Annotated in this window: 20 protein-coding genes and 3 pseudogenes; 12 read left to right on the top strand and 11 right to left on the bottom strand. The window is 59.1% G+C overall.

Annotated features, from left to right (window positions below; all coding sequences use genetic code 11):
* Positions 1-11: 11 nt before the first annotated feature.
* The 4 genes from PF049_13685 to PF049_13670 form a co-directional block, all read right to left on the bottom strand.
* Entirely contained in the window at positions 12-1,034 is a 1,023-nt protein-coding gene (locus PF049_13685; protein ID WBY18090.1) for a CBASS cGAMP-activated phospholipase, read from the bottom strand.
* The gene (locus PF049_13680) at positions 1,031-1,417 is read right to left on the bottom strand and encodes a hypothetical protein (GenBank protein ID WBY18089.1); all 387 of its coding nucleotides are present in this window, start codon (positions 1,415-1,417) and stop codon (positions 1,031-1,033) included. The genes PF049_13685 and PF049_13680 overlap by 4 nt, the downstream gene beginning before the upstream one ends.
* 77 nt (positions 1,418-1,494) lie before the next feature.
* Positions 1,495-1,884 (bottom strand): hypothetical protein, encoded by a 390-nt coding sequence (locus PF049_13675; protein WBY18088.1) that lies wholly within the window; start codon positions 1,882-1,884, stop codon positions 1,495-1,497.
* 72 nt (positions 1,885-1,956) lie between these two features.
* Positions 1,957-3,246: a replication protein RepA gene (locus PF049_13670; GenBank protein WBY18087.1), complete on the bottom strand. Its 1,290-nt coding sequence runs from the start codon at positions 3,244-3,246 to the stop codon at positions 1,957-1,959.
* A 521-nt stretch (positions 3,247-3,767) separates the two neighbouring features.
* On the opposite strand from PF049_13670, the gene PF049_13665 reads away from it, so the two are divergent.
* Both PF049_13665 and PF049_13660 read left to right on the top strand, forming a co-directional pair.
* Positions 3,768-4,976, top strand: a complete 1,209-nt coding sequence (locus tag PF049_13665; GenBank protein ID WBY18086.1) for an AAA family ATPase — start codon at positions 3,768-3,770, stop codon at positions 4,974-4,976.
* Positions 4,977-5,155: 179 nt separating this feature from the next.
* Positions 5,156-6,139 carry a ParB/RepB/Spo0J family partition protein gene (locus PF049_13660; GenBank protein WBY18085.1) on the top strand — a complete coding sequence of 328 codons (984 nt, stop codon included), beginning with the start codon at positions 5,156-5,158 and terminating at the stop codon, positions 6,137-6,139.
* Here the strand turns inward: PF049_13660 and PF049_13655 are convergent.
* On the bottom strand, positions 6,136-7,080 hold the full coding sequence (locus tag PF049_13655) for a hypothetical protein (protein ID WBY18084.1): 945 nt from the start codon (positions 7,078-7,080) through the stop codon (positions 6,136-6,138). The genes PF049_13660 and PF049_13655 overlap by 4 nt on opposite strands.
* A 186-nt stretch (positions 7,081-7,266) precedes the next feature.
* Here PF049_13655 and PF049_13650 point away from each other — a divergent pair, with 186 nt between their 5' ends.
* Both PF049_13650 and PF049_13645 read left to right on the top strand, forming a co-directional pair.
* On the top strand, positions 7,267-8,718 hold the full coding sequence (locus tag PF049_13650) for a Swt1 family HEPN domain-containing protein (protein WBY18083.1): 1,452 nt from the start codon (positions 7,267-7,269) through the stop codon (positions 8,716-8,718).
* A gap of 5 nt (positions 8,719-8,723) precedes the next feature.
* Complete coding sequence (locus PF049_13645) at positions 8,724-9,848, top strand: tyrosine-type recombinase/integrase (protein WBY18082.1); 1,125 nt, start codon at positions 8,724-8,726, stop codon at positions 9,846-9,848.
* A gap of 399 nt (positions 9,849-10,247) precedes the next feature.
* Here PF049_13645 and PF049_13640 read toward each other — a convergent pair.
* Positions 10,248-10,492: pseudogene (locus PF049_13640) on the bottom strand (YHS domain-containing protein).
* Positions 10,493-10,504: 12 nt separating this feature from the next.
* On the bottom strand, positions 10,505-11,368 hold the full coding sequence (locus PF049_13635) for a multicopper oxidase domain-containing protein (protein ID WBY18151.1): 864 nt from the start codon (positions 11,366-11,368) through the stop codon (positions 10,505-10,507).
* Positions 11,369-11,437: 69 nt separating this feature from the next.
* Between PF049_13635 and PF049_13630 the strand changes: the two are divergent.
* Positions 11,438-12,800, top strand: a pseudogene (locus PF049_13630) (IS3 family transposase).
* Between the two features lie 218 nt (positions 12,801-13,018).
* Here the strand turns inward: PF049_13630 and PF049_13625 are convergent.
* The 4 genes and pseudogenes from PF049_13625 to PF049_13610 form a co-directional block, all read right to left on the bottom strand.
* Positions 13,019-13,462: a CBS domain-containing protein gene (locus PF049_13625; GenBank protein WBY18081.1), complete on the bottom strand. Its 444-nt coding sequence runs from the start codon at positions 13,460-13,462 to the stop codon at positions 13,019-13,021.
* 233 nt (positions 13,463-13,695) lie between these two features.
* A complete protein-coding gene (locus tag PF049_13620; protein ID WBY18080.1) occupies positions 13,696-14,334 on the bottom strand; it encodes a cation diffusion facilitator family transporter in 639 nt (212 codons plus the stop codon).
* Between the two features lie 163 nt (positions 14,335-14,497).
* Positions 14,498-14,991, bottom strand: a pseudogene (locus PF049_13615) (efflux RND transporter permease subunit).
* Between the two features lie 99 nt (positions 14,992-15,090).
* Positions 15,091-15,537: a helix-turn-helix domain-containing protein gene (locus PF049_13610; protein ID WBY18079.1), complete on the bottom strand. Its 447-nt coding sequence runs from the start codon at positions 15,535-15,537 to the stop codon at positions 15,091-15,093.
* An 85-nt stretch (positions 15,538-15,622) separates the two neighbouring features.
* On the opposite strand from PF049_13610, the gene PF049_13605 reads away from it, so the two are divergent.
* The 7 genes from PF049_13605 (at position 15,623) to PF049_13575 (ending at position 24,244) form a co-directional block, all read left to right on the top strand.
* On the top strand, positions 15,623-16,285 hold the full coding sequence (locus tag PF049_13605) for a cation transporter (protein ID WBY18078.1): 663 nt from the start codon (positions 15,623-15,625) through the stop codon (positions 16,283-16,285).
* Positions 16,282-18,222 (top strand): cytochrome c/FTR1 family iron permease, encoded by a 1,941-nt coding sequence (locus tag PF049_13600; protein ID WBY18077.1) that lies wholly within the window; start codon positions 16,282-16,284, stop codon positions 18,220-18,222. The genes PF049_13605 and PF049_13600 overlap by 4 nt, the downstream gene beginning before the upstream one ends.
* A gap of 25 nt (positions 18,223-18,247) precedes the next feature.
* On the top strand, positions 18,248-19,837 hold the full coding sequence (locus PF049_13595; protein ID WBY18076.1) for a multicopper oxidase domain-containing protein: 1,590 nt from the start codon (positions 18,248-18,250) through the stop codon (positions 19,835-19,837).
* 67 nt (positions 19,838-19,904) lie between these two features.
* Positions 19,905-21,545: an acetolactate synthase large subunit gene (locus PF049_13590; protein ID WBY18075.1), complete on the top strand. Its 1,641-nt coding sequence runs from the start codon at positions 19,905-19,907 to the stop codon at positions 21,543-21,545.
* The gene (locus tag PF049_13585) at positions 21,542-22,936 is read left to right on the top strand and encodes an aldehyde dehydrogenase family protein (GenBank protein WBY18074.1); all 1,395 of its coding nucleotides are present in this window, start codon (positions 21,542-21,544) and stop codon (positions 22,934-22,936) included. Before PF049_13590 ends, PF049_13585 begins: the two co-directional genes overlap by 4 nt.
* Positions 22,933-23,412, top strand: a complete 480-nt coding sequence (gene lspA / locus PF049_13580; protein WBY18073.1) for a signal peptidase II — start codon at positions 22,933-22,935, stop codon at positions 23,410-23,412. Before PF049_13585 ends, lspA begins: the two co-directional genes overlap by 4 nt.
* A gap of 196 nt (positions 23,413-23,608) precedes the next feature.
* Entirely contained in the window at positions 23,609-24,244 is a 636-nt protein-coding gene (locus PF049_13575; GenBank protein ID WBY18072.1) for a peroxiredoxin, read from the top strand.
* Positions 24,245-24,274: the final 30 nt, after the last annotated feature.

The following is a 24,274-nucleotide window of genomic DNA, read 5'->3' as shown; positions in this document are numbered from 1 at the left end:
ATAATGTTGGATTACATGACCCATTCCGCCCTGCGGCCGAGCATGCCTCTCAGGCGACCGATATCGGAGCCGAGTTGATCTCGGATGCTTGCTGTCGCGAGGGCACTGAGTGTCTTTCGGCTCTGCTTATCGATCCGGTCGAGGCCTAGGTCTCGCATTTGATCCGGAGAAGCAATCGCATCGATGCGCAGATAATTCGAACCGAGCAGCGCGCGGCTTTCATTGAGAGCCAACCGTTGTTGCGCATCGAGAGTTAGTTCGAAAAGCCGCTTGGCACCTGTCACGTAGCCCGTTCCGGATGGCGGGCGGATGCGCCGGCCTGCAATGGTTTCGACCGTGCCAAGACTGAGGACATGGATATCCTCTCTGCGAAAGCCCGCTTGAAGGCCATCCGAAATGGCCAAGAGATCGGGCGCATTGGCAATGAGCCCGCCATCTACAAAATTCTCATCGCCGATAGCGTGTTCGGGGAAATAGGTCGGTGCGGCCGAAGTGGCGAGAGCGGCATCAACAAGCGTCAGGTTTTGATCGCTGGACGATGTGCGGAACACCGCCGCGGCATCGGTAGTCGCATTAACGCTGGGAATGAGGAGCGATGGGCCTGCGTCGGTCATTGTGAGTTTCTCGCCGGGGTCATTGAGAATCGTCTTGATTGTCTCTCTCAGGCCGTCATTCGAATATCGGTGGCGAAAAGCCGGTAGCGACAGGCGCGGAATCTTTAGACCCAATATCCGATTGGTCTTGGGAAAGATTGCGCTGCCGTGTTTTTCGAAAGACAGCCGCAATGAATGGGCTGGGATCCCCGCGGCCAAACCAATTGCAAGGATACCGCCGATCGAGGTTCCGGCGATCAGATCAAAGCATTCGCGAAGTTGTTTTCCGGCCCGTCGTTCGAGCTCTTCGAGCAGGATTGCGGTGTATAGCCCGCGATATCCTCCTCCGGACAGGCATAGCGCCTGATATCGCCCGCCAGCTTCGAATGGCCCGCCCTCGGGCATGACCAATTGATCTTCTGGATCCTGTCCTTTGGTCACGGATGTTCGACCAATAGCCGGGCGATCTTCTCGTGATAGGGCTGCGGAGCCTCTACAAGAGTACCGCTTCGCGCCAGCGCGGTCGCCACGACCATGCGACCGGTCGCCCCTAGCGGCACTTCGCGCTCGGGGTGACCTGAATTGCGAACGATGTATGGCAAGTCGGCGTCCGCTAGCTCGGCCCAGATGCGCGCGGCCTCGCCTTCGAATGGCACCACGCCCTCATGCTCGCGGTTCTTGCCAGTGACGGTGGCCTCAATGCGCCGCAAAGCGCGCATCAGTTTCTCTCTCTCGGATGCCGACGAGAGCTTGCCGATATAGCGCTGAGCCTGCCCGATCGAAACGACGCTAATTTCCACCGATCCTGCCGGTGCGGTAGTCATCCATTGCGTGCCGGGAGATTGTTTGCCGAGGATGTCCAACAGGACTTGCGTCGAGAGCAGATACAGCACGCTGGCCGCTAAGCCTCTTCAGCCATCACTGCAGTTCCAAAGACAAGGCCCTCATCGTCGAGGGGATCCTGATCTTCCACCATTGCCACCTCGAGCGCTTCGAAACCCGACATTTCAAGCTGGTCGGCAAAGCTCATACTCTGGTGAACCGATTCAATGAGAGCGGCGAGACTATCGAGTGAAACCAAGACGTTTTGTGATCCGGCGGTTGCGACCAGTTGAACGCCCCCCTCGCTAACCTCGCGGTTGATGGCGCTGAACCGATCCCTGAATGCCCGGACCGCAAGAGGCTCGCCACCCGAAAGTCGACTTAAGGTCCCCATCAATGCGTCTTTGAGACGTGCGCTGTCTCGTACAGGCAGATCGCGAATAGCGGCAATCAGATCTATATTTGTCACGGCTATCTCCTTGGGAGAGGAAATAGCGCCGTGGCCACGCTTTGTCAATATGTGTGGCCACGAAGACGGGAGTCAGCAGGGCTTTCGGCGCTTGGCGTAGGAGGTCACGAAGCTTTCCCAAACTCTCAACCATTCCTTTTCTGTGCGCTTGCGCGAGACGTCGGGGAAGCCGCGTCGAAACTCCCCGGCCATCAAGTCGACATCCCAAGGCGCCCCTTTGTCCCGGCCGATTCTCAGGAACGCCTCTTCGCGTTTGCCATACTGAAGTGAGCCGCTCGGAAAAGCTAGCAAGTCTTCGACCGTCTGCTTTGCCGTATTCGGGCCTTTGGTCTTGGCCCCCTCCCCTCCCCGCTTCTTGCGAGGCTCCACGCCAACAAGGCGCAAGTGCGTGCCGACAAGTTTTTTCTCGAGCGGGGCGGGTGATGGATGAAGCACAACCTTGCGACCAGACACATCGATGTTGGCATTGGGGTAGACCGAAGAGACCAGTTGCATCGTCTCGCGGACGGTCTGCCTGAATCGCTTGCTGTCCGCTGCGTTGCCCAGATGCTTCGCAAGTTGATCCCAGGATATCGCCTGTCCGCGACCGGCGGTAACCCGCGGCAAGCGGTAGGCAAGATAAGTGTAGAGGTCGAGCGCCGTAGGCGTGCCCTTCAACTCGCGGATTGCGACCTCATTAAGCGGGACCGCGTGCTCTACCAGATGTTGGTAGAAGACTTCGGACATACGAATTTCGCGCGCGAAGGCACCGTCTTTGTCGAGCGAGCCCGCATATTCGTTGGAGATCTTTACGTCACGCACAGCGAAGGCGTTCTGGTCAGTTTCTCCTCCGTCCCAGCGAATTTGCCATTCGCAGGCGAGTAGGCGATCGACCTGTTGTTTCATGAGATTGGCCGTACCGCGGGGACCATACGAAATTGTCTGATAGCCGAGCCGCCGCATCCAGTCGGTGAAATTTCGACCAAGGAACACGTCGCGCGAACGCTGCTGCACTGCCTGAGAAAGAATATAGATAAGTGCGACGCGCGGGTAAGAGCCAAAGGGTACGCCAAGGCTCTTCATCACACGCTTGCCATCGACGTCCTGGAGAACCGGCCGGGGATTGATCGCCAATGCATAGCGTCCGTCTTCACGAATGATCGGCTCGAATTCGTTTTTCGGGCGCTTGGTCGGAAGAGACATCGCGCACAGCGCGGAATGCAAGAACGCGGGAACCGGTTCCTCGTCCTGTACTCGCAGAAATGCGTCAAGCGTCAGCTGCGTACCGGCATACTCTGCGAGCTCACGCACCTCGTCGGCCCCGCCGGAAAGCATGGCGAGTGCGTATTGGTGCCCGAGCGGTGTCCTGTCATCCTGCGTCATCGTCCCCTTCCCCGATTCGCCGGGTTGTGGTGCTGCGATCAACAACAGGGTTGGATGGGCAAATCAACCCTTTTGGCGATTTTTGCGCAATTCTGGCGGTCAAACCTGCAAATCCACCGATGATCTCGGGTCCGTTCGGCGTTCGCAGCGATCTTTCCGAAACGAAATCACAAAATGAAAACGATTTGCGAATCGGATTCGGAGAAGGAGATTCTTATTAAGTAGGTATGTGCTCCGAGATCATCGGTTCGAAAGCACCGAGATCATTGTATTTTGGCACCTAGGTCATCGGTTGCGCTCGCAGATCATCGGTACTTGTCCACAAGTACCCCACCCTGCCCTACCCGCGGGTTTGTGCCGCCGAAAGAGCTCGTAGATCATCGGTCATTCGCAAACCCGATGCTAGTTCCGGCCCAAATGGCTCGGAGATCATCGGTGAGGTTGTAGGTATTTTGGCCAAGTCGTTGCCGAAATCTTCAACTGGGTCTATTTCTTTCCGAGACTTCCAACGAGGACAGCAGATGGCGACCCAAATTTCTGACACAGCGAGCTCGGAGAACACGGCGACCGATGATCTCCGTTCCCTTCACCGTAAGTCGTTGGCGATCCTTAAACGGCTGCAGACGCACGCTATGGATCCCGAGACCGGTGAAAAAGCTGGCCCCACCTATTCCATCTCTAAGGCTGCCGAACTGGTCGATCGGACCGCCTCGGCGATACGCGAGGCCGAACGCGATGGCCGGCTGCCTGAACGCGAGCGAACACCTTCGGGTCATCGCCTGCCCTATAATCTTGCCGAGCTCGATCACATGCGGGAGGTCTTCGACACCCGGCCTTGGCGAGAGCCTGAGGATATGCCGGCCATCATTTCGGTATCGAACTTCAAGGGCGGTGTCGGCAAATCCACGATTGCCGTGCATCTGGCCCAGCATTTTTCAATAAAGGGTTATCGAACGCTGCTGGTGGATTGTGACAGCCAGGCAAGTTCGACCATGATGTTCGGTTACCGGCCCGATATTGATCTCGGCGAGAATGATACTCTTTACGGACACTTCCATGACCCGGAATTGCTCGGTGTGCGTTCGATCATCCGCAAGACGCATTTTCATGGCCTCGATCTGCTTCCGTCAAACCTGAAGCTGTACAATCTGGAATATGAAATCGCGGCGCATCTCGCGCAGACCCGAAGCTTCGACGTAATCGATCTTATCTCGCAAGCTATCGGTGAAGTGGTGCACGACTATGACGTTGTGATCATGGACCCACCGCCAGCCTTGGGCATGGTTTCCATGGCAGTCTTGCAGGCCGCAAACGCGATGGTGATTCCAATGCCGCCGAGCGTGATCGACTTCTCGTCAACGGTCTCCTTCGTCGACATGGCCCGAACCACGATGGAACAACTTGAGCAGCTTGGGGGTAGGGCGCGCCCCGCCTATAATTTTATCCGCGTCGTTGCGAGCCGCGTCGACGAGAACAAGTCGATGCATCGCGAATTGCTGGCTATGATGCGTGATGTTTTCGGCGGCTCGATGCTCACATCGATCATGCCGACCAGCGCGGAAATCGACAATGCGAGCTCTCGTCTGAAAACAGTTTTCGAGCTCGATCGACCGGTGACTTCGCGTGACGTGCACATGCGCTGCCTCAAATATCTCACCGCGGTTTGCGACGACATTGAGCATGATGTTGTCGCGTCTTGGGCGAGTCGGTCCGGGGAGGGCGCGATCTGATGTTGCCACGTGGCAAATTGCGAGGAATAGATTGTATAACAAGGGGTTGTTGTTACCCTCCCACAAATCGAAACGGATTGTCTTCGGTGCTCTTGCGCGCGGAAATCGATCAATTGCGGGCCAGCGTTGCCACGTGGCAACAAGCTCCCCGCGCGGCGATAAAGTAAGGAGATTAAGCCATGGCAAAGGGCAACAAAGGGTTCAGCTCATTGCTAACCGACTCGCTCGACGAAGAGATCGAAGAGGGGGAGGCGGCCCCTGCGCGGAGCATCATGGCGAGCCGGAGTGAGGCGCTCAACCGACTGGCCTCGGGCAAGGTTGTGACCGATCGAACGGAATTCGTCGATCCCGGCCGCTGCAGGCCCTGGCGGCTGCACAACCGCGATCTCGATCATCTTACCGAAGAAAGCTGCCGTGACCTCATCGGCGCCTTTCTTTCTGCCAAGAAGCAGCGCATCCCAGCTATTGTGCGCCGGTTGCGTGATGATCCGGACCACGACTACGAGATCATCGCCGGGGTGCGCCGCTGGTGGACCGTGCAATGGTTGCGCGAGCACAACCACCCTGAGTTTGACTATTTGGTCACGGTCCAGCAGCTCACTGACGAAGAGGCTTTCCGGGTCTCCGATGTCGAGAACCGCTCGCGCAAGGACATCACCGATTGGGAGCGGGCGCACGAATATGAAGCTGCGCTGGAGGAGTTCTACGAGGGCTCGCTCACCCAGATGGCCGAGCACCTCAATATCTCAAAATCTTGGCTAAGCCGGATGCTCAATGTCGCGCGTCTCCCCAGCGAAATCGTTTCGGCCTTCTCCGACCGGCACGACATCACTGTCCGGATAGCGCGCGATCTCAAGCCACTGGCAAATGATCAGCGCGCGCGAAAAGCAATGGAGGCCGAGGCGGTCGCCTTAGTCGCGGATAGGGAAGGGGGGGCGGAACCACTGAGCGGCCCCGAAACCGCCAAGCGCCTCCTCAAGGCCACGGTGGCTCCCGCCAAACCTGCGAGGAAAGAGAAGGCGGAGACGATCAAATCCAAAGAAGGTCGGCCAATGCTAACGGTGAACCGGCCTGCAAAGGGGGAGGGTGTGACGATAAAAGTGCTCCCAGGTTCCGGAGCAGGCAAGGACGAGTTGATCTTGGCGATCGGGAAGGTTCTTTAGCTAGGCCGGGAACTCTGGACGTTCTGCAGAAGCGTATCGATCTCTTCCATTTCCTTGTCGAAGTCCGCCAGCACCGTATCGAGCTCCTCGGTTCGTCGGGGAGGGGAGGGCGGTCGGCCGCGCGGGGGGGAGACCATACCCAGAGCGATCCCCATATCTGGCGTGACGTAAAGACGCCAGCTGTTCCGGCCCGAAACCTCAACGAGAAGGCGGTGTGCGGCAGCACGCGCAAGCAGCTTTCCCGCACCCGAGAGCGTAATCTCGAATGTGTCCGCAATCAGCCGCGCCGTCACCAGCGGCTGCGAAAGGACAAGTTTGCCCAGATCACGCAAGAGTCCCGGGCGGCTTTCCTCTGCAAGTACAGCAGCAAAGTTCAGGCGCCAGCCCTCAAGCCGATCGAGACGCTCCAGGCCGTCGGCGGCAGTGCTGCGCAACGCCTTCAGCAGCCGCTTGAGCTGGCGCTCTCGCGGGCCGCGCAGGGTCCGTAGCGAGAGGTCGCCTATGACGAGGCAAGGTAGAGCGCTTGCGACCACATTCATGCTGGCCAGCAGCTGGGGAAAGCAGAGCCACGGACGAGGCGAGGGGTCCTGGCGCGTCCAGATGTCGAGCAAGGTCAGCGCACGGATGAGGGGAGGGGCCTTGCTCCAGGTGTCCGGCGGGTCGAAGCTGAAGGGCAGGCCCTCGCGCCAGTGACGCACAGTCGCCCGATCAAAAGAATGCTTCCACTCACCAAATGCATCGAACGGTCGGCCCGCCGTGGCAACGGAGGGGCGCCCGGCTATCGGAACTCCCGTTGCTTGAGAAAATACGTCGATTTCATCGATCTCGTATCGCTGCAGTTGCAGCGCCGTGCTATAGCCCTTCCAGACCGTCCGATTTCGCCATGGCTGAGCGACAGGACTGGCGGAAATCCGTGCATCCAGCCTGCCGATAGCTGCCATAGCTTCGCCGAACAGGCCCGCCAATCCGGCCGTCCAGGCGATCGAGGAGAGGGGAAGTGCCGGCCGGCTCATGGCACGAAAGTAGACTGAAACGCACACGCGAGTCCACAATGCAGAATGACTAGTGTTGATAAGGCCTGCTTATCAACACTATGCAATTGCGGCTGTCGCGCGTAAACAGATCGCATGCGACAAGAAGACGATCCAATTTCTAAGGCCATGCGAGATTTGCAGGGCGGCACGCTTGCATCGCTCGCCGCAGGCAAAGACAGCTCTTCGCAACTGATCGAGCGAGCAATGCGCGGCCACAGCCAGTATGAGAAATTGATCGCGCGGCAGCCCGATTTTGTCGAACAGGCGCTCGCCCACCAGAAAACCTATCAGGATCTGATCGACCGGCACCCGGCTTTCTTTGACACCGCGCGTCAGCGTGCTGAAGAACTGAGCCTCATGGCCTCGAACGGCACGTTCGATCTTGTCTCTGATCGCCTTGGAGCGATCGCGCACTCCGCCTCGCTTGCCGAGCGGATGGCGAGCGGGTCGGTCGCGGGGGATACCTTCGCTTCCCTCGTGGCGGGGCGCGGGTTGCTCGACGACACCGTGGCCGACATTCTCGCCAAGCGCGATGCACTGGCTCCGGTCATGGAAAGGCTGCAAGGGGTGTCGACGACGACAGAGGCCTTCGCACGCCAGCTTGCCGGGCTCTCGCAAGCAGCTGATGCACTGGCCGGGATCGTGCCGTCTCGTGCTCGTCTGGCAACCGATTACCCTGATTTGTTTCCTGAACTGCGTGTACCGACCATGGCCGAGGTTGCGCAGATCGACTTCGCGGCGATCGCAGGTGTCCGACATGCCCAAGTGGACTTTGCGGAACGGTTACGAACCGAGGTGCTCGCGATTGAGACGCCCTGGGTGCGGGCTGACCGGCCGGAACTCGCGCTGGAAGGTTATGCGGCCTTTCGCGGCCTAACCGATCTTGTGGCGCGCGCGGCTCCGGGGACTCCACGGGTGGCCGAAAGGGTGCGCGAGGAGTTCGGTGACTACCGCAAGTCCAAGCCGGAGGAGGACGTCGCCGAAGACGCGATGCTCGCGCGCGGGCTCCGCCTGGCACGCGGGTTCGACAGGCGTCTCTCTAGTTTGCCGATGGCTCTGGTGGGCTCGATTTTTATGCCTTTCGGAATGACTGTGGAAGCACCGCCTGATGCAGATGAAGACGAACTCGATCTGGTTGTCGCCACTATGGCGCGCCAGCTTGAACGCAAGCTTCGCGCCTTCATCGCTGCGGCAATGGTGCGTTCTGTCGGCCCGAAATGGATCCGTCAGCGTGTTCATTCGAATGTGCGCGAGGAATGGGAGCGCCGGCGCCAAGTCGATGTCGATATGGGACGGGCACCCGGCGAGTTGTTCGACTACGCCGATTTCGGCGACTATCGTGCAATCATCGAACGCAATGATAACTGGCAGGAGATCTTCAAGCCGATTTTCAAAAACAAGGTGTCGATCGGCGAGACGCTTTCGCGGCTCGCGACGATACGAAATCCGGTCGCGCATGTTCGACCGCTTACAGTGGAGGACCTCCTCATCCTGCGCGTAGAGGGCCGACGGATTTATGTCTGGATTGGCGAAATGGTACCTTGAGCGCAATGGGCAGCTTGGCGGCATCGGATAACAGCCAGTCACTGGTCGTTGCGGAGGTCCGCGCGTTGGCCGGACCTGCAGCGGCGCTCGATCCTCGGCTGATCGACGCGGCTGTCCGGGCCTGGTCCGACAACACGAAGCGCGCGTTTGTTTCCGATCTCACGCTCTGGGCAGAATGGTGCCGCCAGCGACACATTGCACCGGACAACGCAACTCCAGAACTTGTTGCTGCGTGGATTCGCGTTCTCGGTCGAACCGCAGACGGTGATGAGGTCAAACTGCAACGCGAATGGAAACAGCGGAGCCCGGCAACGATTGCCCGCTATCTCGTTCATATCGGCATGGCATACCGTATGGGCGGCCTGACTGATCCAACAGCGGAGCCTCTGGTCAAGCTCGAGCTGAAGGCGATGCGCCGTGCTCGCGGGACCCGACAACGCCAGGCTCGGGGCATCCGCTTCAAGGGTGAAGTGGCAGACCTCGATGGTCCGGCCTCGGGTGTCTGTCTTGCGCACCTTATCAAGGCCTGCCGCCGTGACTGGCTAGGGTTGCGCGATGCTGCCTTGATCCGCACGGCCTATGATACCGCGTGCCGCCGTTCGGAATTGGTATCGATCCGTGTCGACCATATCGAAGGCGACGGGGCAGGGGGAGGGGCGCTCTACATCCCTTCTTCGAAAACCGATGCGGAAGGTCAGGGCGCCTATGCCTACCTATCACCGGCAACGATGAAGGCCATCCGAGATTGGAAGAAAGATGGCGATATTCGCGAAGGCCCCCTGTTCCGCCGCGTGGAATGTCACGCAGATGGTTCCGTACGGTGCGTGGGCAATGCTGCGCTCCATCCCAATTCGATTACGCTGATCTATCGGCGCCTCATTCGCGATGCATATGCCAAGGGTCTGTTGGGAGAGATAAGCGAAACACGCTTCGAGAAACTGCTGAAAGAGATCTCGTCCCATTCGATCAGGGTCGGCGTGGCGCAGGACAATTTTGCGGCAGGGGAGGGGTTGCCTGCAATCATGCAGGCCTATCGCTGGCGCGACCCGGCCACGGTCATGCGATATGGCGCAAGACTTGCCACACAAAGCGGCGCGGCGGCGCGACTTGCGAAGCGCTTTACCTCATAGGCAAGCTTACCTCTTGACTGCTTGAATTCGCGTACCGTTATTTAAGGTCAGACACAGCGGCGGCTTTGCGCCCCCATCCGGGCATTTGGGAACTAATCGCAATCGCCCGAAAGCGGACACCCTTAAGGGAGACCCGTCTTGGAGTTAGAAGCTCGAGGCGTACACTGCTTGGTGGGGGTGTTGGCGCTGCCGAAGCTGCGCTTCAACGTGATGCCGAAGTTCAGATGGCGGTTTCGCTCACGAAACTCTCTAGCGGTTGATCCGGGCACAGCTCGGAAAAAACATCAACCGTTCCCGTTGGTTTGACGTATCGAAGAGATTGTCGATATCGATTGCTATGGCTGTTCGTGGATCGGGGCGCTATTCAATAAAATACCTCTCCGAATGGCCCTCCGTTGAACGTATCTCGGGATGCATCGGGCAGGTGTAAATCATGCCGGTCGGCAAGTCCTCCACCGCGTCGAGATGCGCTCGTGAGAGATAAAGCTCGGGATCAATCTCGAATTTGTCGAGACAGCGCGATGAACAGAAATAATGCTCAGAGCCCTCGTGGCGGGCCTCCGTTTGGCGCCCTCGACCGTAACGCGCATACCGCAGACCGGATCGTTCGCTGTGCCCTTAATAACGCTGTCCTCCTTGCTCATGCGAACTCCTTTCTAGCTCTTCACCACGACGAACTGTCCCATCATGCCTGCGTCCTCATGTTCGAGAATGTGGCAGTGATACATGTAAGGCAGGTCCGGATCGTTATGTTCCGCGAAGCGCAGGAGCACGCGCACCTGCTCGCGCGGATTGACGACGACCGTATCCTTGAATCCCGTTTCCAGCGGCGGCGGCGTGCGGCCGCCGCGATCGATCACGCGAAACTGCGCATTATGGATATGAAAGGGATGGGCCATCATCGAGGCATTGGCGATCTCCCAAATCTCCCACTGGTCGACGGGCACCCGCTGGTTGATGACATTCATGTCCATGTTGGCACCATTTATAGACATCCCGCCGCCCCTCATTCCCATATCGAGCACGAACCGCCGGGTTCGCACTGCAAGTGAAGGGTTGAGTGCTGGGAGCGCGGCAAGCTGCGGCGGAAGAATCCTTCGCGGCGAGGAGCCGGCGGGCCTGATATCGAGGGCGCGGAACGGCTCGTCCATCCGGGCATCGTCGCGCCGTCGGCCCATACCGCCTCCCATCATACCGCCGCCGTCGCCTCCCATCATGCCCATCGAATTGTCCGGACTGGTCGCCACAAGGCTGAGTGGGCGCCCTTCGGAAAGATCGACGAGGATCTGCGGCCGCTCACCCGGTGCGAGCCTGAGCGAGCGGACCGCATGCGGGCGATCCAGCAAGCCGCTATCGCTCGCGATGAGCTCCATGGTCTGACCACCGGACAGCGAGAAATCGTAGAAGCGTGCGTTCGATCCATTGAGGATCCGCAAGCGTAACTGACCGGTCCGAGCGTCAAACACCGCGTTTTGCGTGCCATTGACGTAGATACGATCCCCGCTGTCCGCCGTCAGCACCAATGGCACAGATTTGAGGTTGTGATTTAAGGAGGATTTGGGCTTCGTCGTAGTGACGAAGGAACGAAGATGAAGCCCAAATCCTCCAATGCAAAATCGCCAGCCAAGGCTCCTGCGGCACAGGTGGTGAAGAACATCCGGCGCCAGACCCGCCGGCATTTCTCGGCCGAGGACAAGATCCGGATCGTGCTCGATGGCCTGCGCGGCGATGACAGCATTGCCGAGCTGTGCCGACGGGAAGGTATCGCGCAGAGCCTGTATTACACCTGGTCGAAGGAGTTCATGGAAGCCGGCAAGCGTCGCTTGGCGGGCGACACCGCCCGTGCCGCCACGACGGACGAAGTGAAGGGCCTGCGCCGCGAGGCGCGCGACCTGAAGGAATGCGTGGCCGATCTCACTATCGAGAACCGCCTGCTTAAAAAAAGCATGATCGCGGATGGGGACGACGACGCATGAGATACCCAGCATCCGAGAAGCTCGAGATCATCAGGATCGTCGAGCAGTCGCACCTGCCTGCCAAACGCACGCTGGACGGGCTCGGCATCGCCCGCCGGACCTTCTACCGCTGGTATGACCGCTACCGCGAAGGCGGGCCGGAGGCGCTGGAGGATCGGCCATCGGCGCCGAGCCGGGTATGGAACCGGATCGAGGACGATATCCGCGGCCAGATCATCGAGATGGCGCTGGAGCAGACCGAGTTGTCACCGCGCGAACTGGCCGTGCGCTTCACCGACGAGAAGCGCTACTTCGTGTCGGAAGCCACGGTCTACCGCCTGCTCAAGGCCCACGATCTGATCACCAGCCCGGCCTATGTCGTGATCAAGGCGGCCGAGGCGTTCCACACGCAGACCACACGCCCGAACGAGATGTGGCAGACCGATTTTACCTACTTCAAAATCATCGGGTGGGGCTGGATGTATCTGTCGACCGTGCTCGACGATTACTCCCGCTACATCATCGCCTGGCGCCTGTGCTCCACCATGTGCGCCAGCGACGTCACCGACTCGCTGGACCTCGCTCTTGCGGCTTCGGGCTGCGACAGCGCCACCGTGTTGCACAAGCCCAGGCTGCTCAGCGACAACGGTCCCAGTACATCGCGGGCGAGCTGGCGGAATATATCGAGGCCCAGAAGATGACCCATGTGCGCGGCGCCCCGTTCCATCCGCAAACCCAGGGCAAGATCGAACGTTGGCACCAGACCCTGAAAAACCGCATCCTTCTCGAAAACTACTTCCTGCCCGGCGATCTCGAGCAGGAGATCGAGGCGTTCGTCGAACATTACAATCACCGCCGCTACCACGAGAGCCTCGACAACGTGACACCCGCCGATACCTACCTCGGCAAGGCACCCGCCATCATCAAACAGCGCGAAAGGATCAAGCGACAGACCATCGAACATCGGCGCTTGCAGCACCGCAGGCTCGCCGCTTAATATCAACCCCAGAACGAGGCCCACACTCCGCTAATTTACGCAGCGATCTGCGCCAAATGTTCTGACGACGGACAGGATCAAGGTCAAGGTACGAATGAACTTCACCGGCCCGAGATATTCGGGGGCGAGGCGATTGGCAAGTAACGAGCGATTGCGGACGGGGACCGATCAGATCGCCCCGTCCGCTTTAAGCGCGTAAAATAAATAGTCTTTTGCGACTAGCAGCATCCCGCCGAAGCTGGCTCCGAACTAGCTTCGGATACCTCGCGCACGAGGTCACCCGTTTCCTTCTCAGCTGCGCTTCTGGCGATATCGGCCTGCGCAACGATGCCGCAGCATTTGCCCTCGTCATCGACCACCGGAAGCCGCCGAACCTGATTGTCTTCCATCTTGGTGCAGCATTCGTCGACGCTTGCATCGGCGGTGACAGTAACAGGTGATGATGTCATCACCTCCTCAACGCGTTGGTCGGAGGAATTGCCTTTGGCAACACAGCGGCAGGCGATGTCCCTGTCGGTCACCACGCCCACCAACGCACCGGAATCATCGACAACGGGGATTTCGCCGCAATCATTATCGACCATCAATGAAGCTGCCTCTTGCACGGTGCTCGATGGACTGCAGCATGCGGGGTTAGCTGTCATTACATCTTGGGCTTTCATGGCTTATCTCCTCATTCGTAATCGAGCTTTCAATGGTGGAAACGAGGCATTCCGAGTGTTAGTTCCGCGCATGTCGGCCACCTGTGGGGCGTAGAAGCTATCCCGTTCTGAGATTTCTGTCCGGCGTCGCCTCTTATAGCGGAGGCTTGGGTTCCGACTGCATCAGCAATGTAGATAACCAAGGGTTCGCAGCCGGATGTCAAACGCGTCGCAAATATAACCATCTTGGCCGGTTATCTGCCAAATTCGTCGCCCTTGCGGTGCTCGGTACCCTCTTCGTCATGGCGATCCTTATGCGCATCTCGCAAAATGTCGATGCCGCCGTAAAGCGCGATACCCGCAACGGCGACACCCACGACAAGATCGGGCCAGTTCGCGCCGGTAAGCATGACGATGATGCCCGCAATGATGATCCCGCCGTTAGAGATGAAATCGTTGAAGCTAAAGGTCGTGGCAGCGCGTAAATTGACGTCCTTCTTCTTCATGTTCTGAAGCATTCGCAGGCAGACGAGATTCACCACGCCGGCCACCGCCGCCATCACCATCATCATGACGCCGCCCGGATCGGAGCCTTCCACAAAGCGTCGGAAAGCATCGGCGATGACGCCGCCAGCGAAGATGAGGAGCATGATACCAGAAAAGCGCGCGGCACCGCGCTTCCAGGTTCGAGAACGGGTTAGTGCCAGAAGGCTTAACAGATAGACTATCGCGTCGGACGAATTGTCCAAGCCGTTTGCAAGCAATCCGTTGGAATCAGCAAAATATCCAACAATGAAAAAACCTATAGCGATCGCCACATTGAGCCATAAAACGATCCAAAGTGTACGTCGCTTATCGGTTGAGTCGAGCTCAACTTCTCCTTCGCCGCTCATGTGGTACTCCCTCCGCTCCGGCATGAAACTTTGGCAGCAGCCGGCGTGAACCGACCCACAAAAAGGTCTTGGTCAAAACTTTCAGATGTTCCTCCGACTTGTAGTCCGGTCGATGGTTTGTCTTCGGTAATTTCCAGCATTCGACGTCTCCAACTCTCTGCGGTCATGTTACATTTCTTAATTCCCGCCGCTCTTCGCGCGTTACGTTGCGCCGCAGACGGTCCCACCACTTCTCACGCCAGCTTCGTTCGTCCTCTGAGCGGTGCAACACAAGCCGCGCGATTGCAGGAAGAACGAACAGCGTCAGCGCGGTTGCCGTGATCAGTCCACCGATCACCACCGTCGCCAGTGGACGTTGCACCTCGGCCCCGGTTCCGGTGGCGATCGCCATGGGCACGAAGCCGAGCGAAGCCACCAGCGCCGTCATCAGCACCGGTCGCAGACGTGCAAGCGCGCCATCGGCAATAGCTTCGTCGAGCGGTATTCCTCTCTCGAGACGCTGCCGGATCGCGGTCATCATGACGAGACCGTTGAGCACGGCCACACCTGAGAGCGCAATGAACCCGACCGCGGCAGAGACCGAGAAGGGCATGCCGGATTGCCAAATAACCCCTCCAGCGACTGTAGGGGCAAGCGATTTTTCGCGCCTGCGGGGCTTCAGTCGTCTCTCAATGTGGCGAAATAGATTATTGGAACGCCTTCATCACGAGGTGATCCGTCAGCTCTCCATAGTTTCTAATTGCACCGCAGCGCCGCTCAGAGAGACGAAAACGCGTGGCTTCGCCTTTTTGGCTTTGCGGACACAGATTTTGGTCGGGATTGGGAAAGTGTCTCGATAATCTTGCAGTCCGACACGTCGCCGCCGGTACAAGACACCACTACATTTTCCAGCTCTGCGCGAAGAGCTTCCAGACGGGTAAGGCGATCTTCCACACTCAGAAGGTGTTGTTTCGCAATATCGCCCGCCTTGTCGCAGCTTCCATTTGGCGTGTTCTTTAGTTCCAAGAGGGAGCGCGCTTCCTCGATGGAAAAGCCAAGTTTGCGCGCCTGCCGGATGAACGCCAGTCGTTCTACATCCCGCTCCGTATAGGTTCGCTGGCCCGCTGCCGTGCGTGCGGCTTCGGGCATCAGTCCGATGTCCTCGTAAAACCTTATCGTATTCACCTTCGTTCCGGTTGCCTTTGCCAAACCTCCGATAAGCATGAATCTACTCCTTGCGCGCCATATCGCGAGTGTGTCGCAATTTCAGCTTGCCTCTACAGCCACTGGAGGTGTTACCTACTGGCTTATGTTGGAAAACGAAACATCGGATTGCGGTTGCACAGGCGATACGCAAAGAGCAGGTGCAGACCCGGCCTATCGCCGCGCCCTTTGGATCGTCGTATTGCTCAATCTGGGCTTTGGCGTTTTCGAGGTCTTCGGCGGGTTTCTGGCGGACAGCCAAGCGCTCAAGGCCGACGCCCTCGACTTCATCGGCGATGGATCGATCACGCTGATCGGCATCCTCGCTCTTGCGTGGAGTGCCCGCACGCGCGCCCGGGTCGCGCTGACACAGGGCCTGTTTCTGGGCGCACTGGGCCTTGGAGTAATCGGTCTGGCAGTCTGGCGCTCACTGAACGCGGTCGCGCCGGAAGCCGGTTTGATGGGCGGTATCGCGGCTGCAGCACTGGTGGTGAACATTGCGGCGGCGCTTGTGCTGATGCGGTTTCGCGAAGGCGACGCACACGTGTCCGCGATCTGGCTGTTCAGCCGCAATGACGCGATCGCCAATGTCGGAGTGATCATCGCTGCAGCGCTGGTCGCCTGGACCGGGCAAGCCTGGCCGGATCTTTTGGTCGCGGCGATCATCGCGCTGATATTTCTGCATTCGGCTTACCTCATCGTCCGGCGCGCAACCGAGGAACTTCGCGCGCAACATGCTTCAGCTCTCGAAAGGGTCGTCTCCAAATGACGCTACGCGCCTTTGTCGGCCAGCTAATCGCTATTCTGGCGATGGCAGTCGCAATGCCCGCTTCCGCAGACACGCACGACGAAGTCCAAACGAGTTGGCGCCTTCTCGACTACATCGCGGTGGATTACATAGAAGCGGTCGAAGACGGTAAAGTCACCAACGAGCTGGAATATGCCGAAATGCAGGAATTTTCTGCTTCTGTAGTCGAACGCATGGCGGCCCTACCCGCAAATGCGCAACGTGCACAGCTGGTTGCGGATGCAGAGGCGCTTGCCGAGGCAATCTCGGCGAAAGTGGAGCCTGCTGTCGTCGCACGAGACGCGCGCAGGTTGGCAAGCGAGCTGATCGCGGCCTTTCCCGTTCCGCTGGCCCCGGACGCGGTACCCGACCTTGCGCGAGGCGCCGCGCTGTACGCCCAGAGCTGCGCAAGCTGTCATGGGGTAAGCGGAGACGGCGCCGGCCCCGCCGCAGAGGGACTCGATCCCCCACCAATCGCTTTTGACGACGTCGCCCGAGCCCGCGAGCGGAGCGCTTTCGCGCTTTATCAGGTCATTGGACAAGGTCTCGAGGGAACCGCCATGCCGGGCTTTTCCGATCTCCCGGCGGAAGATCGTTGGAGCCTTGCTTATTATTCTGGGTCGATTGCATTTCCGGAGGTAGAGCGGGGAAGACGTATCTGGAATGACGAACCGGCGATCCGGGCACGCATTCCCGATCTCGCTGCTCTATCCGGTCTCACACCGGCAGCCCTCGGCGAGGCGATCGGAACCGAGCGGGCCGATGCCGTCATGGCCTATTTGAGGGCTCATCCTGAAGCCGTGGCGAGCGATACGACCGGCTCACTCGCTCTGGCGCGCGAACGATTGCAGCAAAGTCTTGCCGCTTACGAAGCGGGTAATAAAACCGAGGCGCGCGAACTTGCACTCTCGGCCTATCTCGATGGCTTCGAACCGCTGGAGGCCGTTTTAAGCACGCGCGATGCCGATCTCCTCGCATCTGTCGAAATCGGCATGGCCGAGCTTCGAGCGGCAATCAGCCGCGGTGATCCGGTGGCCGCCGTCGCCGAGAAGGTGAATGCGCTCAACGTTCTTTTCTACCGGGCCGAGACGGTGCTCGCCCCGGCCAATGCCAGCGAAGCGTCGGCATTTTTGGGAGCCTTTGCGATCCTGTTGCGCGAAGGGCTAGAGGCATTGCTGATCGTGATCGCGATGATCGCGTTCCTGCGCAAGGCCGAAAGAACGGAAGTTCTGCCCTTCGTCCATGGCGGATGGCTCTCCGCTCTTGGGGCCGGAGCCCTGACGTGGGTGGCAGCGACCTACCTGATCGGAGTGAGTGGTGCGGGCCGCGAGCTGGTGGAGGGGTTCGGATCGCTTTTTGCCGCTCTCGTCCTGCTGTCGGTCGGCATATGGATGCACGGCAAGTCGCAGGCCGGCGAATGGCAACGCTATATCCGGAAAACCATGCAGCACGCTCTCTCGCGCAGGTCCGCATGGTTTCTGTTCGGGCTGGCCTTCCTCGTGGTTTACCGGGAGGTCTTCGAGACGATCCTGTTCTTCGCAGCGCTCTGGAGTCAGGGCCATACCGACGCGATTCTTGCTGGCGCTGCCGCCGCAATCGTCTTGCTAGCGCTGATTGCGTGGGCGATGCTGCGCTACAGTCGCCGACTGCCAATTGGAACATTCTTCGCGTATAGTTCGGTTCTGATCGGCATTCTTGCCGTCGTCTTGGCCGGGAAGGGTATTTCGGGGCTCCAGGAAGCCGGATTGTTGGGCATCACTCCGCTTCCGAATCTGCCCCGCATACCGATTCTGGGCATCGCACCGGCACTTGAGCCAGTGGCGGCGCAAATTCTCACGCTCGCGCTCATCGCGCTGGGTTATTGGCGCAACAGAATGAAAGGCATGCAATCCGGAACACCGCAGGCCGAAACCGGTTGACGACGCTCCGGGCAAGGGAAGCATTATGATCGACAGACGTTCTATTCTTGGCGGTGCAGTGCTTGGCGCAGGTGCACTGGGAATAGCCGCGTATGCCCGGCGCGACCTGTTGACAGACCGGAATGCGGCGCTTGCTTCGGTAGCCGCGCGCTCGAAACTTCTCATTCCTCCTCTTTATTCAGGCGAACGAGATAGTGGCGAGCGGGTTTTCGATCTCAATCTGCGCCACGGCGTCTCACATTTTTTTGACGGGCTCGAAACGCCGACCATCGGTATCAACCAGTCCTATCTAGGCCCCACACTTGAGATGCACGCCGGCGATACGGTGCGGATGAATGTCACGAGCGATCTGTCCGAAACGGCGACCGTCCACTGGCACGGTTTTCATCTTCCGGCGCGAGCCGATGGCGGACCGCATCAGCCGATCGAGCCAGGAGGGAGCTGGACCGCGCGTTTCGATGTCCGACAGCGCGCAGCGATGTTCTGGTATCATTCGCATGCGCACCGCCGCTCGGGGCCACAGGTCTATCAGGGTCTGGCCGGAATGATCTACGTCCGCGACAGCGCGAGCGAGGCGCTCGACCTTCCAAACGACTATGGCATCGATGATATACCGCTGGTCGTACAGGATCGCGCTTTCGCGCGCGATGGAAGCCTCGTTTATTCCACACGCATGCATAATATCATGATGGGAATGATGGGTGACACGATGCTGGTCAACGGCGTCGTCGAGCCCGTCTTCGAGGCAAAGTCCGATCGTTTGAGGCTGCGACTAGTCAATGGCTCGAACGCACGCTTTTACCGTTTCGGGTTCGACGATGGCCGCAGCTTCCATCAGATCGGAACCGACGGCGGTTTGCTCGCCGCGCCGCTGCCAACCGACAATGTTGTTCTCGCTCCCGGCGAACGCGCGCAGGTAATCGTCGATGTCAGCGATGGAAGGCCGGTTTCGCTGCTTGCGGACGGGCTCGAAATCATGGGCATGGGAAATAGGGGCCGGGGAATGAGAGGGCCCGGACCCACGCGCGATTCCGACCGGCCGACGGACAATTGGATGATGGGCGAACGGGAGCGTCGCGATGGGATGATGGGCGGTATGATGGATGAAAGGCGTCGCTTTACCGTGCTGGACATCCGGCCGGCCGCGAGCCGCAGGCGGGCGATCGCTATGCCGCGCCAGCTCGCTACCTTGCCTCAGATCGATCCAGGCGACGCGGTCCGGACGCGCCGTTTCGTTCTCGATATGGGCATGGGAATGCGCATGATGCGTGGAGGCGGTTTTACCATCAACGGCAAATCGATGGACATGCAGCGTATCGACGAGACAGTGCGGGTCGATACCACCGAAATCTGGCAGGTCGAGAATGCCTCGATGATGGCGCATCCGTTCCACATCCACGATGTGCAGTTCCGTATCCTCGACCGGAACGGCAGGGCCCCTGATGCGACGGAACAGGGGCTAAAGGACACGGTTGTCGTCTATCCGGGCGAAGCCGTGCGGCTCCTTTTGCGGTTCGAGGACTACACCGACCCGGATTTGCCTTACATGTACCACTGCCACATCCTCGAGCACGAAGATGCCGGCATGATGGGGCAATTCACCGTCACAGCCTGAATCAGTAGCCGAGCAGAAGACCTGCCACCGACAGCCTCCAGGCCCTCACCAATGCGAGAACCATTCCATGAAAGCATCCGATCTTCTTGTCGCCGCGTTGGAAGCCGAAGGCGTCGAGTATATCTTCGCGGTTCCGGGCGAAGAAAACCTCGATCTTCTGGAGTCACTGCGGACCTCGTCGATCCGTCTGATCGTTACCCGGCACGAGCAAGGGGCAGGGTTCATGGCGGCAACCTATGGACGTCTTACCGGTAAAGCCGGCGTATGCCTTGCCACGCTGGGGCCAGGGGCGACAAACCTCACGACGCCCGCAGCTTATGCCGCTCTGGGCGCTTTCCCTCTGGTCATGATAACCGGCCAAAAACCCATCAAAGTCTCGAAGCAGGCGCAGTTCCAGATCGTCGATGTCGTCTCGCTTTTCACCCCACTATGTAAGATGGCGAAGCAGATCGTGAATGGGGAGCGCATTCCTTCGCTCGTGCGCGAAGGTTTCAGGAGAGCTCAGGAAGAGCGACCCGGTGCAGTTCTGCTGGAACTGCCTGAAGATATTGCCGAGGAAGAAACCTCCGAACCGGTCGTTGCGCCCCACCCCCGCCAATATGCGGTGGCCGGAGATGCCGCGCTAGACGAAGCTGCCGAGCGTATTCTGGCCGCCGATCGCCCGCTGCTTTTGGTTGGTGCCGGGGCCAACCGACGTAGCGCCTGCAAGGCGCTCCGAAAGTTCGTCGACGATACCCAATTTCCGTTTTTTAATACGCAAATGGGCAAGGGAGTGCTTGATGAGGCAAGCCCCCTGTATCTTGGAACGGCGGCTCTATCATCGGATGACTATGTTCATTGCGCCATCGATCGTGCCGATCTGATCGTCAATATCGGCCATGACGTGGTCGAGAAACCGCCCTTTTTCATGGAGCCTGACGGACGCACCGTTATCCATGTGAATTACAAGGCCGCAGAGGTCGACCAGGTCTATTTCCCGCAGCTGGAAGTCATTGGCGATATTGCCGGATCTGTCGAGCGACTGGGAAACCGGCTGCGCGGCAAACATCCTAGTGACCCGGCAGCCTACGCCAATGTCCATGAGGACATCGCGGCGCACATCCGCCAAGGCAGCGACGATGGCCGCTTTCCGATGGTGCCCCAGCGCATCGTTGCAGATGTACGGGCGGTCATGGGCCGGGACGACATCGTCGCACTCGACAACGGCATCTACAAGATCTGGTTCGCCCGCAACTATATTGCGCATGAGCCCAACACTATTCTGCTCGACAACGCGCTGGCGACGATGGGAGCAGGTCTCCCCTCGGCGATGATGGCAGCGATGCTCTCGCCTGAGCGCCGCGTGCTCGCCGTATGCGGCGATGGCGGGTTCATGATGAATTCGCAGGAGGTGGAAACCGCGGTCAGGCTCGGCCTCAACCTCGTCGTACTCATCCTCAATGATTCCGCTTACGGTATGATCCGGTGGAAACAGGAAGAACTTGACTTTCCCGATTACGGTCTGAGCTTCGCCAACCCCGACTTCGTTACCTATGCGAAGAGTTATGGTGCGACGGGCCACCGGATCGAGAGCAGCGAAGCACTGGTACCGACGTTGAATGAAGCGTTTGAAAGCGGCGGCGTTCACCTCATCGACTTACCGGTGGATTATTCCGAGAACCGCAAGGTTCTGATCGATGAACTGAAGGCGATGGAGTGTCCTCAATGACGTGGCAGGTCCTCAATCCCTACGACCAGGAATGCATTGGCAGCGTGGAGCTAGTCGACTGGCCACAAATCGATCGTTGGCTCGACGAGGCGCGCGCGCTGCACGAAGACCGGCAAGCGCGGCTCCCCGCCCATGAACGCATCGCCATCCTGCAGCGCGCCAGCGTGCTGATGCGCGAGCGCGCGGAGACGCTGGCAATGCAGATTGCGCGCGAGGGCGGCAAACCCATCGTCGACGCGCGCGTGGAAACCAGTCGCGCCATTCAGAGCGTCGAATTGTGCATACACGAATTATTCGCCAGCGGCGGGCGCGAAATCCCGATGGACCTGACGCAGGCGGGGGCAGGACGCAAAGCCTATACTTTCCGTGAGCCGATCGGACCGGTCGTGGCGATCTCCGCTTTCAATCATCCTCTGAACCTGATCGCCCATCAGGTGGGACCGGCGGTTGCAACCGGATGCCCTGTACTGGTGAAACCGGCCAAGGACACGCCCCTCTCCTGCAAGAGTTTCGTCGAAATCCTTTATGAAGCCGGACTCAATGAAAATTGGTGCCGTTTCGTGCCGTGCTCGGACGAGGTCGCCGAAAAAATGGTCACCGATCCGCGAACGGCGTTCTTCTCCTTCATCGGTTCGGCCAGAGTTGGCTGGATGCTCCGCTCCAAACTGGCCCCTGGCACTCGTCTGGCGCTGGAACATGGGGGCGCGGCCCCGATCATCGTCGATGACAGCGTTGCGCATGCCAAGGTAATTCCTCCGCTCCTGAAAGGGGGCTTTTATCATTCTGGTCAGGTCTGCGTCTCGGTGCAGCGCGTGTTCGTTCCGCGCGCCGAATTGCCGGACTTCGCTGCCGAGCTCGCTGCGGGAGCAGAAGCGCTGACGGTGGGCGATCCGACCAATGCGGAAACCCAATGCGGTCCGCTCATTCGTCCTGCCGAAGTCGACCGCGTCGAATCCTGGGTCGATGCAGCCGTTCAGGGCGGCGGCAGGCTCGCCGCAGGGGGTAAGCGCACGGGTTCCACCCTTTACCAGCCCACGGTCCTTGTCGATCCGCCCGACGACGCCGATGTATCGCGGAAGGAAGTGTTCGGCCCTGTGGTCTGCATTTACGGATACGACGACGTCGATGCTGCGATCACGCAGGCGAACGCGCTTCCCTACGCCTTCCAGGCGGCTGTGTTTACCGACCGAATGTCCTGGGCCGATTACTGCGTCGAAGCGCTGGCCGCGTCAGCCGTAATGGTCAACGATCATACCGCATTTCGCGTCGACTGGATGCCGTTCGCAGGACGCCGTCAGTCGGGTCTCGGAACAGGCGGTATCGGTTACACGATGGCCGATATGAGCGAAGAAAAGATGGTGGTCGTAAATGCACCATCCAGCGTCCGATGACCTTGAGCGCGGCGAAACGGCTTGCGCCCGTTTTGATTCTGGCCAGCTTCGGCCTCGACCAATTGTCGAAAACCTGGGCGCATTCTTTCGTTGGTTCGGGTAACGTGATCGCAGTGTTCCCGGGCTTCAATCTAGTCGCCATCACCAATAGCGGCGTGGCATTCGGATTGGCTGGTGAAGCAGCACCGGTTATCCTTATCGCGATCGGCGTTTTGCTTTCGGGACTACTCGGGATTTGGCTGATAAGAACCCGATCGCCCATCCATGCGCTCGGCTTGAGCCTCGCGATTGGCGGAGCGCTCGGCAACGTTGCGGACAGGCTGATGTTCGGTGCTGTCAGAGACTTCATCGATTTATACTGGGATACTCTTCATTGGCCATCATTCAATCTGGCCGACGTCGCGATCGTAGTGGGACTGGGGCTTTTGGTCCTGGTGGGCGAAGAGCAGCCTGAAAACCGCCCCGATATGAACTGAGTTAAAAATAGCGTAAGGCAAGGAAGGGCCTAGGGTTCCGCATAGCGCGGGCGAGCGAAACACCAGCGCGCTCCTGATGCCGTCCGTCGCGCCAGAACGCCGCTCCGTCGCGATCTCGCTTGCACCTACAGTACCTGTAGCACCCATCTGCTGATGGAACTCGCGCTATGTTAGCGCTCACCACAGGAGATTTTCAATGACACTTCAACTTGGCGACACCGCACCCGATTTCGAGGCCGACACAACCGATGGCACGCTCAAGTTCCATGAATGGATGAGTGACAACTGGGCGGTGCTGTTCTCGCACCCTGCGGATTTCACTCCTGTTTGCACGACGGAACTTGGTGAGGTTGCCCGCCTGAAACCGGAATTCGACAAACGCGGCGTTAAAGTGATCGGTCTCAGCGTTGATCCACTCGATGACCACCGCTCCTGGGCAGGCGACATAGCCGAAACCCAGGGTCATGCTCTCAACTTTCCGCTGATCGCGGACCCGGATCGTGAAATCGCCGATCTCTATGGAATGATCCATCCACAGGCCGACGACACTCTTACAGTACGCTCGGTCTTCGTAATCGGATCCGATAAAAAGGTGAAACTTACGCTGACCTATCCCGCGAGCACGGGTCGAAATTTCGAAGAGATCCTGCGGGTCATCGATTCGCTGCAACTGACAGCCGACCACAGCGTGGCCACGCCTGTGAACTGGCAGCATGGCGAGGACGTCATCATCGTGCCCTCGCTCAGCGATGAAGAAGCGCGTGAGAAATTCCCCAAAGGCTGGGAGACGGTAAAACCTTATCTGCGCGTCACACCGCAACCGCAGGATTGATCGCAGCATAAGGGGCAATGCGAGACTTAT

It is taken from the genome of Erythrobacteraceae bacterium WH01K (genome assembly GCA_027941995.1).
Classification (GTDB): Bacteria; Pseudomonadota; Alphaproteobacteria; order Sphingomonadales; family Sphingomonadaceae; genus CAJXSN01.
This window is presented reverse-complemented; position numbering and strand designations above follow the sequence as displayed.

Bases quoted from the DNA above. Each gene is read 5' to 3' on its own strand.
- PF049_13625 (WBY18081.1), bottom strand. From the start codon at position 13,462: ATGAAAGCCCAAGATGTAATGACAGCTAACCCCGCATGCTGCAGTCCA.
- PF049_13575 (WBY18072.1), top strand. From the start codon at position 23,609: ATGACACTTCAACTTGGCGACACCGCACCCGATTTCGAGGCCGACACA.
- PF049_13645 (WBY18082.1), top strand. From the start codon at position 8,724: ATGGGCAGCTTGGCGGCATCGGATAACAGCCAGTCACTGGTCGTTGCG.
- PF049_13600 (WBY18077.1), top strand. From the start codon at position 16,282: ATGACGCTACGCGCCTTTGTCGGCCAGCTAATCGCTATTCTGGCGATG.
- PF049_13590 (WBY18075.1), top strand. From the start codon at position 19,905: ATGAAAGCATCCGATCTTCTTGTCGCCGCGTTGGAAGCCGAAGGCGTC.
- PF049_13595 (WBY18076.1), top strand. From the start codon at position 18,248: ATGATCGACAGACGTTCTATTCTTGGCGGTGCAGTGCTTGGCGCAGGT.
- PF049_13605 (WBY18078.1), top strand. From the start codon at position 15,623: ATGTTGGAAAACGAAACATCGGATTGCGGTTGCACAGGCGATACGCAA.
- PF049_13655 (WBY18084.1), bottom strand. From the start codon at position 7,080: ATGGCAGCTATCGGCAGGCTGGATGCACGGATTTCCGCCAGTCCTGTC.
- PF049_13670 (WBY18087.1), bottom strand. From the start codon at position 3,246: ATGACGCAGGATGACAGGACACCGCTCGGGCACCAATACGCACTCGCC.
- PF049_13610 (WBY18079.1), bottom strand. From the start codon at position 15,537: ATGCTTATCGGAGGTTTGGCAAAGGCAACCGGAACGAAGGTGAATACG.
- PF049_13650 (WBY18083.1), top strand. From the start codon at position 7,267: ATGCGACAAGAAGACGATCCAATTTCTAAGGCCATGCGAGATTTGCAG.
- PF049_13585 (WBY18074.1), top strand. From the start codon at position 21,542: ATGACGTGGCAGGTCCTCAATCCCTACGACCAGGAATGCATTGGCAGC.
- PF049_13665 (WBY18086.1), top strand. From the start codon at position 3,768: ATGGCGACCCAAATTTCTGACACAGCGAGCTCGGAGAACACGGCGACC.
- PF049_13620 (WBY18080.1), bottom strand. From the start codon at position 14,334: ATGAGCGGCGAAGGAGAAGTTGAGCTCGACTCAACCGATAAGCGACGT.
- PF049_13680 (WBY18089.1), bottom strand. From the start codon at position 1,417: ATGACTACCGCACCGGCAGGATCGGTGGAAATTAGCGTCGTTTCGATC.
- PF049_13660 (WBY18085.1), top strand. From the start codon at position 5,156: ATGGCAAAGGGCAACAAAGGGTTCAGCTCATTGCTAACCGACTCGCTC.
- lspA (WBY18073.1), top strand. From the start codon at position 22,933: ATGACCTTGAGCGCGGCGAAACGGCTTGCGCCCGTTTTGATTCTGGCC.